At 34.5% G+C, this 16467-nt stretch carries 10 protein-coding genes; 6 read left to right on the top strand and 4 right to left on the bottom strand.

The genetic code is table 11. From position 1 onward, the window contains the following. The 5 genes from AAEO57_RS20565 to AAEO57_RS20545 form a co-directional block, all read left to right on the top strand. Positions 1-688: phage baseplate assembly protein V (locus tag AAEO57_RS20565; RefSeq protein WP_341694905.1), on the top strand; the 688-nt coding region annotated here is incomplete at its 5' end. An 18-nt stretch (positions 689-706) separates the two neighbouring features. Beyond that, entirely contained in the window at positions 707-874 is a 168-nt protein-coding gene (locus tag AAEO57_RS20560; RefSeq protein WP_341694904.1) for a hypothetical protein, read from the top strand. Between the two features lie 5 nt (positions 875-879). Further along, positions 880-2421, top strand: a complete 1542-nt coding sequence (locus AAEO57_RS20555; protein WP_341694903.1) for a hypothetical protein — start codon at positions 880-882, stop codon at positions 2419-2421. Then, complete coding sequence (locus AAEO57_RS20550) at positions 2418-3203, top strand: hypothetical protein (protein WP_341694902.1); 786 nt, start codon at positions 2418-2420, stop codon at positions 3201-3203. The genes AAEO57_RS20555 and AAEO57_RS20550 overlap by 4 nt, the downstream gene beginning before the upstream one ends. Positions 3204-3274: 71 nt before the next feature. Beyond that, entirely contained in the window at positions 3275-4018 is a 744-nt protein-coding gene (locus tag AAEO57_RS20545) for a hypothetical protein (protein ID WP_341694901.1), read from the top strand. 146 nt (positions 4019-4164) lie between these two features. Here the strand turns inward: AAEO57_RS20545 and AAEO57_RS20540 are convergent, their stop codons facing one another. From AAEO57_RS20540 to AAEO57_RS20525, 4 genes are all read right to left on the bottom strand, one after another. Then, the gene (locus tag AAEO57_RS20540) at positions 4165-6423 is read right to left on the bottom strand and encodes a glycoside hydrolase family 3 N-terminal domain-containing protein (RefSeq protein ID WP_341694900.1); all 2259 of its coding nucleotides are present in this window, start codon (positions 6421-6423) and stop codon (positions 4165-4167) included. 110 nt (positions 6424-6533) lie between these two features. Continuing rightward, on the bottom strand, positions 6534-7991 hold the full coding sequence (locus AAEO57_RS20535; protein ID WP_341694899.1) for a glycoside hydrolase family 30 protein: 1458 nt from the start codon (positions 7989-7991) through the stop codon (positions 6534-6536). A 211-nt stretch (positions 7992-8202) separates the two neighbouring features. After that, on the bottom strand, positions 8203-9759 hold the full coding sequence (locus AAEO57_RS20530; protein ID WP_341694898.1) for a RagB/SusD family nutrient uptake outer membrane protein: 1557 nt from the start codon (positions 9757-9759) through the stop codon (positions 8203-8205). Between the two features lie 23 nt (positions 9760-9782). Next, a complete protein-coding gene (locus AAEO57_RS20525; protein ID WP_341694897.1) occupies positions 9783-12869 on the bottom strand; it encodes a SusC/RagA family TonB-linked outer membrane protein in 3087 nt (1028 codons plus the stop codon). Positions 12870-13272: 403 nt separating this feature from the next. Here AAEO57_RS20525 and AAEO57_RS20520 point away from each other — a divergent pair, with 403 nt between their 5' ends. After that, positions 13273-16083 (top strand): triple tyrosine motif-containing protein, encoded by a 2811-nt coding sequence (locus tag AAEO57_RS20520; RefSeq protein WP_341694896.1) that lies wholly within the window; start codon positions 13273-13275, stop codon positions 16081-16083. Positions 16084-16467: the final 384 nt, after the last annotated feature.

The following is a 16467-nucleotide window of genomic DNA, read 5'->3' as shown; positions in this document are numbered from 1 at the left end:
AGGGCGTGTAAAAGTACAGTTCAACTGGGCAGGCGGAAACAATTCAAGTGAATGGCTACGAATGATACAGCCACACTCAGGTTCAGGAAAAGGATTTTACTTTATTCCGGAAATCGGTGAAGAAGTACTGGTCGGTTTTGAAGGAAGCAATGCACAGAATCCGTATGTTTTGGGAACGCAGTATAATGGCAGTGAAACCAGCGGTTATGCAGATGGTCAGAATAATGTAAAGGCGATTCACACGCGTTCAGGAATCAAATTTGTTTTGAACGACGGTGAAGGAAGTATTTTGATTGAAGATCCGAGTGGTAATACATGGAAAATGGATGGTCAGGGAAATATTGATCTGAATGCGCCAAAGAATTTTACAGTAAATGCCGGAGATAATTTTACTGTTACTGCAGGTAAGAATATATCGTTAAGTGCAGGAGAAAATATTAATAATTCTGCAAATAAAGATATTTCTCAAACAGCGGGTCACGATATTTCTCAAACAGCTGCTGGAGATTTTACTGAAAGTGCTAATAATAAAACGGAGATTATTGAACAAAAACATATTCGAAGTTCATTAGAATCTACTCAACATGGAGAGAAAGTAAGTGTTTTTAGTACTAAAGAAAATATGCTTTTGGAAAGTAGTCAAAAAACTGTTGAAGTTAACTGTGCAGAAAAATCAAATATGTTTTAATCTTTAAAAAATCATTTTATGGCAATCAATAAAACCGCAAAGAATTTATATGTTAGAATTAAAGGGAACTACATTAGTGAAAGTAAAATCTTTCTGGAAACAGCCGAAAAGATTGAAATAGTAGCTACAGAAGAAAATTTGAATTTGACTTCGAATAAAAAAGTCCAAATCAAAGGCAATAAATAATAGATATGGCAAATGTAGAATTTAATAGCCCAAGGTTTGTAGTCCCACCCGCAGGCGTAATTGATGCGCAAGCAACAGTGATGTTTAGACCTACCCCAGCCTGGAAAGGTGAATTTATGTTTGATTGGATGAGAACAGGTAGCGGAACCAATCTTGGGCAAACCAGCCTTGCTGGCGATGTAGATTACCAAACTATTTTGGGAACGTATAACAACAACACAGTTGCCAGCCCATTTGTGGGAGATACAAGAGATACCAACCGCAACGGTGTTAAAGATTTGTATGAAAAACTAATAAACGAATATCGAAAATTTACCTCATTGAATAGGTTAGATGCCTCAGGTGCAAGTATTGATTATTTAGAACCTAAACTATCGATTTATAAAAATGAAAATGAAAATGTAGATGCTGTTGCAATTTTGCAATTGCAAATTGAAGTTATAGTTGCTCCAGAGGAGTTGATACTTGAATTTGAAAATGAATTTTTTGATATTACAGTATTCACAGGCGCAGCACCTGTTGTGCCATCACTTCTTGCGACACCAGCAACCAATGTACCAGCAACCAATGTACCTGCCCGACCAGAAGACCGAATGAAACAGTTGCAAATAACCAAAACAGTAACGGGTGCCAGTACTTTTAACACGATGGACATACAAATAAAATGCAAAAAAACTTTTGCAACGGCTTACAAAGAAATTAAAGCCTACACCATCATGGCGCACCCTGACCCTGCAAATACCAGCAAAGTCAGAAAACTGGCAGGAGTACTCAAAGTTTTGCCCAACGATGCCAGTAAACGAAAAATAAAAAAAATAGTACTTGTTAATGTAATAACCGATATTGATTCTATTCCAACAACAAAAGAAGAAGGTTTTTTAGTAGCAGGCGCAACAGAAACTGGACAGAAAACCATCATCAGAAAATATTTGCGTCAATCGCTCATAGATCCTGTTTTTAGTGTGGAAACTCTAGATTTATCAACTATTACAATTATTCGTGATGATTTTAATAGTAAATTTGTAGTTGGCGGAAGATTAAAATGCTACCATTTACATGGTGCTACTGTGCCCCGTGGCTGGAAAGATTTAGATGATTATTTGTACACCAAACTAAAAGCAAAAGCAGGGGTTGGAAATAAATATGACAATTACATGAGAGTCTTTTATATGCCACAAGGTGGTTTTTATATGGATGCGAACAATACTCAAGGGCCTGTATCAGGTTCTCTTGGCGGTTTTACCAGCGGAAATGAACCAAAAAATATTGTGATGCTAAATGGTGCAGACCTTACCAGTTCTGCTCACGAGGTATATCATTCTCTAAAATTGCCCCATACCTGGGAAAGTAAAAACCACATCAATCCAATATATAACAGCGAAACAAATCCACAAAGAAACGGCAAGCATTCTTTTAAAGAAAAAACGACCCGTAATTTGATGGATTATGGACCAAATAGTGCACAATACTTTTTGTACCATTGGCAATGTGTGGTTGCGAACAGCAAAGCCACTGCAGAACCTGCACATTATATACCCGCACCATGAGAACAATAACTTTACTAATGGCTCTTGTACTATTTGCCAATTGCAAAGCACAAGTAGAAAACAAAACCGTCACAACAACACTAAATAACAACATTATGGAACGACCTGTCATCACTGCAGAATTCGAAAAACTAAATCTAGAAGATTACAAAGACGGTTTAATTATTGAAGAATTAACTAGTGATATTGCGCCTTATATAGGTGTTAAATTTAAAATCTATTCTTATAAAAAAATTAGTAATGAATTTTCTTTTATTCTAAGAGGCACACTAATAGGTGGTGATGGTTTCAGCTCTTCATTTACTGCTAAAGATTCCTATTATTCAATTGGTAAAAGTTATTATACAAACTTGAATATTAGCAGGAAATGTATAGTATCGTCGCTCCCTAGTGCTAAGATATTAATTGGTAAAGAATACTTTTTTGACAAAGAAGGCAAACTAGAAAGAACAGTAGACCACGATCAAGGCTGGGATTTTAGTTATGAAAAAGTGATTGAATATATTCTAGCACGAAAATCACCTTTAGTGAGAGAAGATATATATTATGGTGCTGAAATAACACAAGAAGGAAAAGAAAAAAAATATTGGCAATTAATTTTAGATACTCAAAAAACTACTAATAAATCAACTTGGGAAATCATCAAACTAGATGCTATGACGGGTGAGATACTGTATCAAATAGAGCTTGAAGGCGATAGGATATGGCATGCAGATTTAGGCTATAACAATCAAAAACCCATAGAAAGAATTATTGTAGCAGATAAAACGCTAAAAAACTAAAAGAATAGTTTTCAATGCGTGGTTGCGAACAGCAAAGCAATGCAGAAACCTGTAGATTATATACCTGTACTATGAGAACAATAACATTACTAATGGCTCTTTTGTTATTTGCCAATTGCAAAGCGCAAGTAGAAAACATGGAACGACCAGTCATTACTCCAGAATTTGAAAAACTGAACCTTGAAGATTACAAAGACGGTTTAATTATAACTGAATCAATTGGAACTGCGGCACCTTATGTAGGTGTTAAATTTAAAATCTATTCATATGAAAAAATTAATAATGAGGTTTCCTTTATTCTACACGGCACACTTGAAGAAGGTTTAAATTCTTCATTTACTGCTACAAATTCCTATTATTCGATTGGAAAAAGTTATTATCCTAATAAAAATATAAAAATGAAATATATGAGATCTTCAATTACTCAAAATATATTAATTGGTAAACAATATTTTTTCAACCAAGAAGGCAAATTAGAAAAAACAGTAGACCACGATCAAGGCTGGGATTTTAGTTATGAAAAAGTGATTGAATATATTCTAGCACGAAAATCACCTTTAGTGAGAGAAGATATATATTATGGTGCTGAAATAACACAAGAAGGAAAAGAAAAAAAATATTGGCAATTAATTTTAGATACTCAAAAAACTACTAATAAATCAACTTGGGAAATCATCAAACTAGATGCTATGACGGGTGAGATACTCTACCAAATAGAATTTGAAGGCGATAGGATTTATCATGTATGTATGGGTGATAACAATCCAAAAGCGCTTGAGAGAGTTATAGTTGCAGACAAAACGCTAAAAAAATAGAAAGCTTTTTAGGATATTGTCTGTCTTTTACTTCCCCAGTTAGCGAGACACTACAAAAAAAACGAAAACCCACTAAATGAGTTTTCGTTTTTAATTTAATAATCTATATAATTCAAAATTATTTTACTTTAAAGAGTTTTTTGTAATTATTTCAAAGCAAAATCTTTTTTAAGATTTGAAACCTGAATGGTAAAAGTTCCTTTTTCAGAAATCCACTTTAAATCTTCGTTTACAAACTGCAAGTCTTTTTGATTCAGTGTGAATTTTACTGTTTTAGTTTCATTTGGCTCTAAACTAATTTTTTCAAATCTTTTCAACGATTTAAATTCAGGGGTAATACTGGCGAAATTGTCTGATAAATACAATAAAACAGATTCTTTTCCGGCCTTTTTACCTGAGTTGGTCACTTCTACAGAAACATTGATTTCGTCATTTGAATTGATTTCTGTTTTATCCATTTTTAAATTTGAATATTTAAAAGAGGTGTACGATAATCCCGTTCCAAATTCGTATTGAGGCAAATAGCTTTTTTCATATTTGGCATCATCATTTTGCTCTCCTTCAGAGATGCTTTCGGTATATTTTCGGTTGTATTTTTCTAATGAATTTGGGTATCTTGGATAATTATAAGGAAGTCTTCCGCTTGGATTTATATCTCCGTAAATAATATCTACCAATGCTCTGGCTCCCTCGTTTCCTGGAAGATAACACTGAATTACGGCATTCATTTTATCTTCGAAATCACTGATTAATCTTGGCCTTCCTTCGTTTAAAACCAAAATAATCGGTTTGTTTAATTTTGATAAGGCTAAAGCTAATTTGATTTGAGAACTGCTCATAAACAGATTGCTGATATCACCAGGAGTTTCGGTATAGTTTTTCTCACCGAGGCACAACAGTATTTTAGAAGCATTTTTGGCTAAATCAACCGCTTTCTGAATTTCGGCTTCATTTTCGATTTCTAAATCTGCGCCTGGAGTGTAGAGTACATTCTCCTTTCCAATTTTATTTTGAAAAGCTTCCAGAATAGTGAATTTATCAGCTGCATACGTATCCGATTTTTCACCCTGCCAGGTATACGACCAGCCGCCGTTTAAGTATTTCATACTGTTTGCAGTTGCTCCGGTAACCAGAATTTTTTCATTTTTGTTTAAAGGCAGAACAGCATTATTATTTTTCAGTAATGTAATAGATTCAACGGCTGTTTTATAAGCTTCCTGAATGTGTTCCGGAGATCCGAATTTTGGATAGTCTTTTAAATTGGCTACCGTGTTCTGGAATAGATTCAATTCGAATTTCATTCTTAAAATTCGGGTAACCGCATCATCAATTCTTGACATCGGAACCTCTCCTTTCTTTACTAAATCTACTAAATCAGTGTAAAAAGAAAATTCTTCAGGAACCATGCTCATATCAATTCCGGCCATAATGGCTATTCTCACGGCATCACGTTTGGTTTCTGCAATTTTATGTCTGGTATGAAGGTAAATAATGTCTTTCCAGTCTGTAACTACAACACCTGAAAAACCCAGTTCGTTTTTTAAAATATCAGTAATTAAATGTTTGCTGGCATGTACGGGAGTTCCGTTAATTTCGCCTGAACTTACCATTACACTTTTAGCTCCGGCTTTAATTGCGGCTTCATAAATGGTTAAATCATACTGTCTTAATAAGCGTTCCGGAATGATACTTGGTGTTCTGTCTTTTCCTGTATAAGTACTTCCGTAACCGATGTAATGTTTCATACAGGAAGCTACGCTGTATTTTGAACCCACATTATTTCCTTCAAATCCATCGACTAATGCAACTGCCATTTTTGAAGATAAATAAGCATCTTCTCCAAAAGACTCCCACATTCTGGACCAGGCTGGATTTCTTGGAAAATCTAAATCTGGTGAAAAAACCCATGGAATTGAAGAAGCTCTGGTTTCGTATGCTGAAATTTCGGCACCCCGTTTTACCAAATCTGTATTAAAAGTTGCAGCAAGCCCTATTTGTTGCGGAAATAAAGTGGCTCCTGCTGTATAACTCGCTCCATGAATAGCATCTATACCGTATAAAATCGGAATTTTTAGTCTTGTTTTATTGGTTTCATTAGCTATAGCGGTTAGAGTTTCCTGCCATCTTTGTATTGTTGGCGCTCCGGGATTCGGAACATTTAAGATAGACCCAATGTGATAATCCTGAATTCCCTGCTTTAATTTTGCAGGATCAAAATACCCCGGCTTTTTGGAATCTTCAAAAATAGTTACTGTAATTTGTGTCATTTGACCCACTTTTTCTTCGAGAGTCATTTTTGAAAGCAATTCAGAAACTTTTGCATCAATTTCTGATTTTTTATTTCCCTGACTCCATGTAACACTGCAAATAGAGAAAGCGAATAGCAGCAAAATAGTATTTTTCATTTTGTAATTTTAAGATTTGGAACAGTCCCATTTTGTAATTTACTGTTCAAATTAATTTTTAGTCCTGAAACACTCTATAGCACAAGATATAATTTTGTAAGATGAATTACTTAATAAACTAAAGTCTGGATGGCGTGTGCAGGAATTTTAACTTGTGTTTTCTGAGAGGCTATGATAAGGTTGTAATTTATTTCTTTGTCGGTCTGGTTCATGACAATGGTTGCGATTGTACCATCTGCATTAAGAAACGAAGTACTTAATAAACTGCTTCTGCTTACGGCTGAACTGATACGAACGGCGTTTAAACGAATAAACTTAGAAAAATGTCCGATATAATAATAGGAGGGAGTATAAATTAATTCTCCATTTGTAGTATCAGCATGGATAGGCGCGAAACAAAAATTCCCCACATGATTCGGCCCACCATTCTGATCTAAGAGGATGTTCCAGTCTGTCCATCCGTTTGTTCCGTTATTAAAATCATTAATCATTGCTGTACCGTATCTTTCTGCATTTGGCCAAAACTGATATTTTGAAGCATCAAATCGTTCTACACATCCTTCTGTAAAGAGAAGCCCTTTGTCAGGATAGGCTTCATGTACCTTTCGTACATTATGAAACATGGGTAATCCTCCTGACCAGGTTTCATACCAGTGAAAACCCATTCCCCAAATGTATTTTGCGGCTTCAGGATCAGAATAAATTACATTGGCTCTTTGGTTCATTAAATCGCGGTTATGATCCCAGATTATGATTTTTTTATTCCCAAGATTTTCTTTTTTTAGGGTTGGGCCTAAATAATTTTTTATAAAATCTCTTTCTGCTTCGGCAGTATAAATGCAAGATTCCCAGGTTTGTACTGCCATTGGTTCATTTTGTGTTGAGGTGCCCCAAATCGGAATTCCTTCTTTTTCGTATTCTTTTATAAATTTTGCATAAAAGTTTGCCCATGTCTGATAGTATTCAGGCAGTAAAGTTCCGCCCTGAAGTACATTGTTATTGCTTTTCATAAAAGCATTTGGAGACCAGGGAGCAACATAGGTCGTCAATTTTCCGCCAGCTGTCTGAATAGCTTTTTTAATTAATGGAATACGAAATTGCCTGTCGTGATCGATAGAAAATGTCTTCAGTTCTTTATCTCCTTCCTTAATATAAGAATAGCTTTCACTACTAAAATCAGAACTTTGAATGGTTGTTCTTAGTAATGAATAACCTATACCTTTTTGTTTATCGTAGTATGCGTTTAAGAATTCTGTTTGTTTTTCTCTTGAAAGTTTAGCGAATATCTCGGCACTTGCATCGGTTATGGCACCGCCGATTCCGATAAAATTCTGAAACTTCTTTGCAGGTTCCACAAATATTGAGGTCTCAATTTCTAAAGGCTGCTTAGAAGCAGAGAAAACGAGATTATCCGTTGGCGTTAATTTTAAATTTGTTTTTTCAGCGGTCGTATAAACCGTTATTTTTTTATTAGCAGTGATGAATTTCTGTTCCTGTTTTTTTACCTGCGAATACAAAACAGTGGAAGAAAAACATAAACAAGTAAGAATAAAGCCGATTTTTTTCATTGTATTATGTTTTTAATTAAAACTCAGATTTAAAACCTTGTTTCTAATATAGATGTCTTTTTAAAAATAGCCCATAATCAAAAAAGAATATGGGCTATTCTAACAACCAAACTTAACTTAACACTTAACTTAAATGATTCACAGTTTCTGAATACATTTTATGTTTTTTAAATGTGCCTGTTACAGCACTTTATTTTGTAATATAATTTGACTAACTGCCCCAACCAGGATTTGGTGTCATTTTTGGATTATTAAGAATCTCTGCAGCAGGAATTGGATATAATTTATGTTTGTCTGCAAAGTTTCCGTTCTTTTTGAATCCTTGATTTTTCAGAACAGCTGGGGCATCACCCCAACGAATCAAATCAAGAAATCTGAATCCTTCAAACGCAAGCTCTAATCGTCTTTCTGTTTTAATTGCATCGAGAGTAACGGTTTTGACCGGCAAATCTACTCTGTCACGTACAGCCGTAAAATAACCTTGTGCAACTGTAGTGTTGCCTGCCAAAAGATTTGCTTCTGCAGCCATCAATAAAACATCAGCATATCTTATTAATCTAACATTGGTTCCATAATTCAATTCGGCAACAGGAGTACCTGTTTCAGCAGCCAATGAACCATATTTAAGTCTGAAATAACCGTCCATACCCCATACCGGAGGTGCTTGTGTCCAGTCCAGATCTTTGTCTACTACCCAGTCTCCGCCGAATTTTGATCTAAGGTCTGCAACAGATAATAAAGAGGCATTTTTTCTGATTGCATCTCCTTCAGCATCAAACGCTTCAGCCATTTTAGATGTAGGATAGTTAAAACCCCATCCCGCATTAAGTCCGGAGGTTCCTGTTTTGAAATAATCACTTCTAGGCCCCATCAACTGCCAGTTTACGTTGTTCTCCATGGCGCGGCTTCCGTCCCATTTAAAATTCCCCCAATCATAGCCTGCAGTTGTTACATAGCCGATTTCAAATAAAGATTCTAAACCATACTCTGATGTCTTTAAAAATATTTTTGAAAAATCTGGTGCAAGATCGTATTCATTAGAAGTAATTACGTCGTTGAATGCCGCAGCTGATTCCGGATATTTTTTTTCATACAGATACGCTTTTCCATTTATAGCCTGTGCAGTACCTTTTGACATTCTAAAACGCATTTCGGCACTATATTCACTCTTTTTAGGAAGATTCGGAATTGCTTCACTTAAATCTTTGTGTATTTGAGCGTAGATTTGCTCAGGTGTTGATTTTTCCATTGCGAAATCACCTGCTTTTGGTACCTCAAGTCTTAATGGTACGCCGCCCCACATTGAAACTAATTCAAAATAGAAAAAAGCTCTGAGTGCTTTTGCTTCAGCTATTAATTGTGCCTTTTTTGGAGTGTCAGGAGTTGCAACATTAATGATGGCATTAGCTCTCATTACACCAAAATACATAGCTTTAAAACAGTGCTCGATTGGTTTGTTTTCTGCTGTAAATGAATAATCATCTAATTGCTGATAAGGCGGCTGATCTCCGTCTGAACCTCCCCCTGCGTGAGTTTCATCAGCAGGAAATGATTTTACAACATACATTGAGTTCCAGTCTGCTGCATAAGCCCATTGTAAAACATCATAACAGGCAAATATTCCTTCTTGCAATTCAGCTTCTGTTTTATAGTAATCTTCAGCTTTCAGTGCACCATAGACAGGTTTGTCTAAGAAATCTTCACTGCAGGAGATTAGCATCCCAACCAAACCCGCAATAAACGTTAATTTATAAATTATTTTTTTCATCATTATTTATTTATGAGTTCGAATTAAAATGTTACTGATAGTCCAGTCATGATACGGGCTGCATTTGGATACAAACCTCTGTCAATACCTTGTGAGTTGTTAGAAAAACTTCCAACTTCCGGATCAATACCTTTGTATTTTGTAAAGGTGAAATAATCATCAAGAGAAACATAAAGTCTTAAGCTGCTCACTTTTATCTGGCTTAGTAATTCGGAACTAAAATTATATCCTAATTGTATTTGCTTGATTCTAACATAAGAAGCATCCTGAACCATCAAATCACTTGAGTAAATGATTGGGTCACTATAAGAAGCTTTTGGGAAACTGTTTGTACTTCCTTCTCCTGTCCATCTGTCAGTATAGAAAAATGACGGGCGGTTAGAAAAAGGATTGTCAACTCTGGCTAAAGCCATATAGTTTTCACCGCCAAAAGCACCTTGTACGAAGAATTTAAGATCAAATCCTTTGTATTCAAAATCAATAGTTGTTGAAACTATTAAATCATGGTGAGGATCTCCAATATAGGTTTTATCCTGATCTGTAATATCACCATCGCCATTGGTATCAACTACCACAGGCTGACCAGGAGTAGGATTCCATGTAGTAACACTTCCTAAAGATGTTTTGTAAGCATCAATTTGTGCCTGATTTTGGAATATACCATCTGTTTTATATCCTCTGAAATACCAAACCGGTTTACCTAGTTCAAAAGAAGTTACAGTTCCTAATACCGGAATAGCAGCTCCGTCAACTCTTGTTAGTAATGGATTTAAATACGTAACTTCGTTGTCAATTGTGGTAAGGTTAAGATTTATACCGTACTTTAACTGATGTTGTGATTCTCTCCAGCCAGCTTCGATTTCGAAACCTTTGTTTGTCACATCACCTGCATTTGCGTATGGAGCGGCATAACCTGTAGATAGTGGAGGAGAAGAAGGAGTTAATAAATCACGCGTTATTTTTTTGTAATAATCAAGACCTAACGATAATCTGTTATTAAATGCTTTTACATCAAGACCAAAATCTGTCTGCTCTGTAGTTTCCCAGGTTATATCTTCATTTGGCAATATTTTAAGCTCGCCCACTGTTTGATAATTTCCTAATGCATCAGGATATTTTAGACCGTCTTTTGTAATCAAAGCCTGCCATTGACCAGGTGAAATATTAGAAGTTGAACCATTTTCACCCCAGGAAGCTCTTAATTTTACGTAATTAACAGCTTCAAGTTTCCAAAATGACTCATTTGAGATTACCCATCCTGCAGATACAGCCGGGAAGTAACCTGCACGTTTATCAGGTGCAAAAAGAGAAGAGTTGTCGTTTCTCAAAGAAGCCTGAAATAAATACTTATTATCAAAAGAATATGTAATACGCCCAAAATAAGACAACATTGATGTAGGAGTTCTGTTTCCTGCAATAGTTCCGTCTACTGGGGTTTCTCCAACTGTTGCCCAAATGTCTCCTTCTTTAATCATACCCGCTGTACGACTGTCTAAATAACTTTTTTCTGAATCCTGAGAGGACATACCTGCCATAACCGAGAATTCATGTTTATTAATCGTTTTACTGTAAGTAGCAAAGTTTTCAAACAACCAGGTTTTAAAGATACTTTGATTGTAAGTTTTGTTATTTGTTGTATTCTCTTTATTAGTATTCCACCAATATTTCTGGGTCCAGTCGTTATAGTTGTTATATGTCTGCTCTATTCCATAACGTGTTGTAAAAACAAATCCTTCAAAAGGCTTGATGTTAGCGTAAACATTACCAATAATTTTAGTTTCTTGTGTTAAACCGTGATCAAGCGCAATTTGTCCTACCGGATTAGCAATTTCACCAACTATATAATTAGATAAACCGTAGTATTCGCCATTAGCATTAGTTGGTACAGCTTTTCCGCCTGCTACAGCATCCTGAACATGTTGTGGAAGTGTAGTCCCATTTGGATAGAAAACAGGAGTTAAAGGATCCATCAGCATGGCGTGATTCATGATACCGTTAAAACTGTCATCTTCTGTAAAAGCTTTACGTTTGTTTACTGAAAGAGAGAAGTTTTCTCCAACTTCTAAATATTTACTTACTTTATGATTGGAGTTGAATCTAACCGTTGTACGTTTAAAATTGGTTTTGTCTCCTCCAAAAATACCATCCTGTGTGAAAAAGTTGCCTGAAAGTAAAAAAGTAGAAACATCATTTCCTCCTGCAAGCTGAAGTGTGTGGTGCTGCATAGGTGCTCCTTCTTCTGCAGTTTCATCGATCCAGTTTGTTCCTTGTTTACCTGTCCAGTCAGCTACATTAGGTCTGTTTCCTGCAGGTTTTGTTTCGTCAATCCAATGAACGTACTGATCCGCATTCATCATCTCTAACTTTGATCTTAAGTACTGAAAACCAAATTGATTGCTATAAGAGATTTTCATTGATCCTGATTTACCTTTTTTAGTGGTAATCATTACGACCCCGTTACCACCATCAGCACCGTAGATAGCTGCAGAAGCGGCATCTTTTAAAATTTCAAGTTTTTCAATATCGTTCGAATCAAGGAAGTCGATATTGCTTGTACGCATTCCGTCAACAACATAAATAGGATCGGAGTTCCCGTTTGATCCAGCTCCACGAATACGAACTTTGGCTCCTGCTCCCGGCGCACCTGATTGTGATAAAACAGTAACACCCGCAGCCTGACCTTGTAGTACCTGAGTAGATAAACCAACAGATAAGTTGGCTATTTGTTCAGCTTTTATAGAAGAAATCGCTCCGGTTACCACACTTTTCTTTTGTGTTCCATATCCAACAACCACAACCTCATTAAGGTTTTGTGATTCAGGTTTTAATCTGATGTCAATTCTCGTTCTTCCGTTTACAGGCTCCTGTACAGTATTATATCCTACAAATGTAATTGTCAGTGTTCCGTCTGATGGAACGTTAATCTGGAATTTTCCATCAAAGTCAGAAGCAGTAGCTTTATTTGTGCCTTTAATTAAAATTGTAGCCCCCGGGACGGGCATTCCACCTTCATCATTTATTGTTCCGTTTACGGTCACATCCTGAGCGATTGCGACTACAGAAAACAGTAAAGATGAAAAACAAAAAATAAATAATTTTGTTAATTTCATTTTTCTAAAAATTTTGGTTAATTAATTAGTAATTTGATGCAATAGTAGGGTTAATTTTTTATTAATTATAATTTATTTTTATTACAAAAACACATCAAACTATAAAATTATACTTTACAAAAACACATCAAAATAATTTTAAAATATTTAAAATCAGTTTTTTATTTATTTTTTTATATTGTTACAATAATGTTAACTACTCTAAAAAAACACTACATTTATTAAAAATAATATGTTTGGTTTTTTTGTGGTTTAGTAGCTTTTTTATAAGTGTGATAATTACTATTAAAAGACAGATAATTAATGTTACTAATAAAATATAGGTATAAAAATTATGAAATTCATAAACCGTTTTTTGTGCACGTCGGCAATTTTTTTTCTCAGTTTTAATCTTTTAGCACAAGTGAAAAACATTGGAATGCCGAATCTGAAGAATTATAAAAGAACCGAGTATAAAGGGGGTACCCAAAACTGGAGTATTGATCAGGATAAAAATGGCAATCTTTATTTTGCAAACAATAGCGGACTTATTCAGTTTGACGGTTCAACCTGGAAAAAATATGCTTTGCCAAATAATACAGCCATCAGAAGTTTAAAAATTGATGATTCTGGAAAAATTTTTGTAGGAGGGAATAATGAATTCGGTTATTTTAAAGCAGATGAAAAGGGAGAATTAAAATATTTCTCACTTTCAAAACTAATCCGAAATAAGGATAGTCAGAATATAAACTTAATCTGGAGAATTCATGTGTTTAATGGAGAAGTGATTTTTCAGTCTTTTACAAAAGCCTTTTTTTATAAAAATAATACACTTAACGTACTCAATGCTCCAAAGAAATTTCAGTTTTCTTTCGTAATCAATAAACGGCTTTTTTTTCAGGACAAAGTATTGGGACTTTTGGAATATAAAAATAAAAAGTTGTATCCGTTAAAAGGGACGACAGTTCTGAATGACAAAGAAGTCTGGGCTATTTTTCCTTTGCGAGATAATAAAATCCTGCTTGCAACTTTAGAAAAAGGACTTTTTGTTTACGATTATAATTCCGTAAAAGAATGGAATACCGAAGCCAATACTTTTATAAAAAGAAATACGTCACTGGGTGGGTCAATCATAAAAGATAAATTCATCATTTTAAATTCGGTTTTGAATGGCATCATAATTTGTGATCTGAACGGAAAAATAATTCAGCATTTAAACCGTCAAAAAGGACTTCAGAACAATACGATACTGACTTCTTTTGTAGATAGTAAAAACAATATCTGGCTCGGACTTGATAACGGAATAACATTTATAAACGAAAATTCTCCTTTTACCTATTTTGATTACAGTTATAATATAGGAACAGTTTACGCTTCAGTTTTGCATCAGAATAAATTGTATGTGGCAACCAATCAGGGATTGTTTTACCATTCGTGGAATACCTCTTTTACAGATGAACCTTTTAACAGGGTCGAAGGAACTATTGCGCAGGCATGGAATATTCAGGTCATAAATAACACCTTATTATGTTCCAGCAATAGCGGAGCATTAGTGGTAAAACATAATAAGGTTTCTAAAATTTTGGATACCAAAGGATATTTTGGTTTTAAAAAGATACCCGGGCATCCTGAATATGTAATAGGGGAAAGTTATAATGGTTTTTCAGTCTTTAAAATCACGCCAAGTACAGTTGAATTTGTAAATCAGATTCAGGGTTTTGATGAAACAACTAATACTTTTGAAGTCGAACTGGATAATGATTATTTGTGGCTGAAGAAAAACCCATATTTATATCGAATGGAACTTTCTGATGATTTGAAAAGATTTGAATCTGTAAAGAAATATACTCAGGTATCTGCCATTAATAAAGGAATTGGAAGCCTGCAATTAATAAATGATAAGGTTTATTTTCAGTCAAAAAACCATTTTTACAGGTTTTCTGCAGACCAGGACGGCTTTTTTGAAGACAGAAAAATGAGCCGTCTTTTTAATAAAATTCCGGTTATCAATACACTTATCCAGGATTCAAAAGGGAATTTATGGTATTCTTTTAATGAGTCTTTAGGAGTTTTGGAAAAATCAGGTGGTGGAAAATACATTCGAAAAGAAGCGCCCTTTTGTAATTTAACCGGAAATCTGGTGAATAACTACATCTCCGTAAATACAATAGATTCAAACAATATTTTTATCGGACTTACAGACGGCTTAACGCATTATGATGCTGAAATTTCGAATAATTTTATAACAAAGCCGATTGCTTTTATTGAAAGTTTTTCTTTTCCGGGTGATACTATATTAACCGGCAATTTAGAAATAGGCGATAAACAATATTGTCTGCCTTACCGTGATAACCATGTTAAGTTTACATTTTCGTCCCCAACATTTGAAAATCAGGAAAATGTAAGTTATTCCTATAAACTGGAGCCTTTTGAGGATACCTGGCGTAGCTGGTCACCACTTTCTATAAAAGAATATACCAATTTGAGAGAAGGTAATTATATAATGAAGCTGAGGTCTAAAAATAGTTTTGGTGTGGTTTCAGATATCAGCCAGATTAAGTTTATCATTTCGCCACCATGGTACAGGCATTATCTGGCCTATCTGATTTATATATTGTTGATTATTACAGGTATTTATGTGATTTCTAACAGAATTAAATTAAAAATCAGAAAAAACAAATATTACGAAACCATTGAGCAAAGGCGTTTATATCTGGAAAAAGAAGCCAAAATCAGGCATGAACAACACGAACTCGAAAAAGAAATCGAAAAACTAAAAAGCGATAAACTTCAGATTAAGATTCTGGCGAAGGACAAGGAGCTTGTAAATAATTCGCTGCAGGTAGTAAAAAAGAATAAAACTTTGAATACCATAATAAGTAAACTCAAAGAAATCGATACCAATATATTAGATGATTCGACTAAAACAGAATTTAACAAGCTTCATAAAAGTATTGTCAAAGAAGTTAATACCGACAAAAGCTGGAAAGATTTAGAAAAACATATTAAAAATGTGCATTTTGATTTTCTAAAAAGGTTAAAGGAAAAATACCCGACTATTTCACCAAGAGAATTGGATTTGTCGACCTATTTATTGATGAATATGTCTACTAAAGAAATTGCCGAAATTATGAATATATCTAATGGAGGCGTAGAATTGGCAAGATACCGGTTAAGAAAAAAATTGGGACTGAACAAAAAAGAAAATCTTATCGGATTTTTGATGAGTATTTAAATTAGAAGGAAAAAGCTTGTTGATTCAGTAAAAGGCTCTGAAATAATGAAGTACATTCAATATTTGCAACATCCAAAATTAATCTGATTTTGGATGTTTTTTTATGGCTGTACTTTTCCTTTAATTTTTTTGTAACTACATCTCTGTTTTTAATTTTTTAGGGTAAAATATTTACAAATAATAGTGTTGGAACATTTGCAAAATTAATTTTAAAAGCTATTTTTGAAAATAAATTCTTACTTAATATTTTGACAAATAAATTTATGGCACATTTTTCAGAGCAGGTACATATCAGCATAGGAAGTTTTACCCAAAACGTGGTTTATCATAATTTAGAACTGTCCCAAAAGATGGCCGATCATCATCATTTTTCTTTTGTATGGC

This window comes from Flavobacterium calami (assembly GCF_038290035.1).
GTDB classification, from domain to species: domain Bacteria; phylum Bacteroidota; class Bacteroidia; order Flavobacteriales; family Flavobacteriaceae; genus Flavobacterium; species Flavobacterium calami.
The sequence above is the reverse complement of the archived record's forward strand: the minus strand, read 5'-3'. Positions and strand labels throughout refer to the sequence as shown.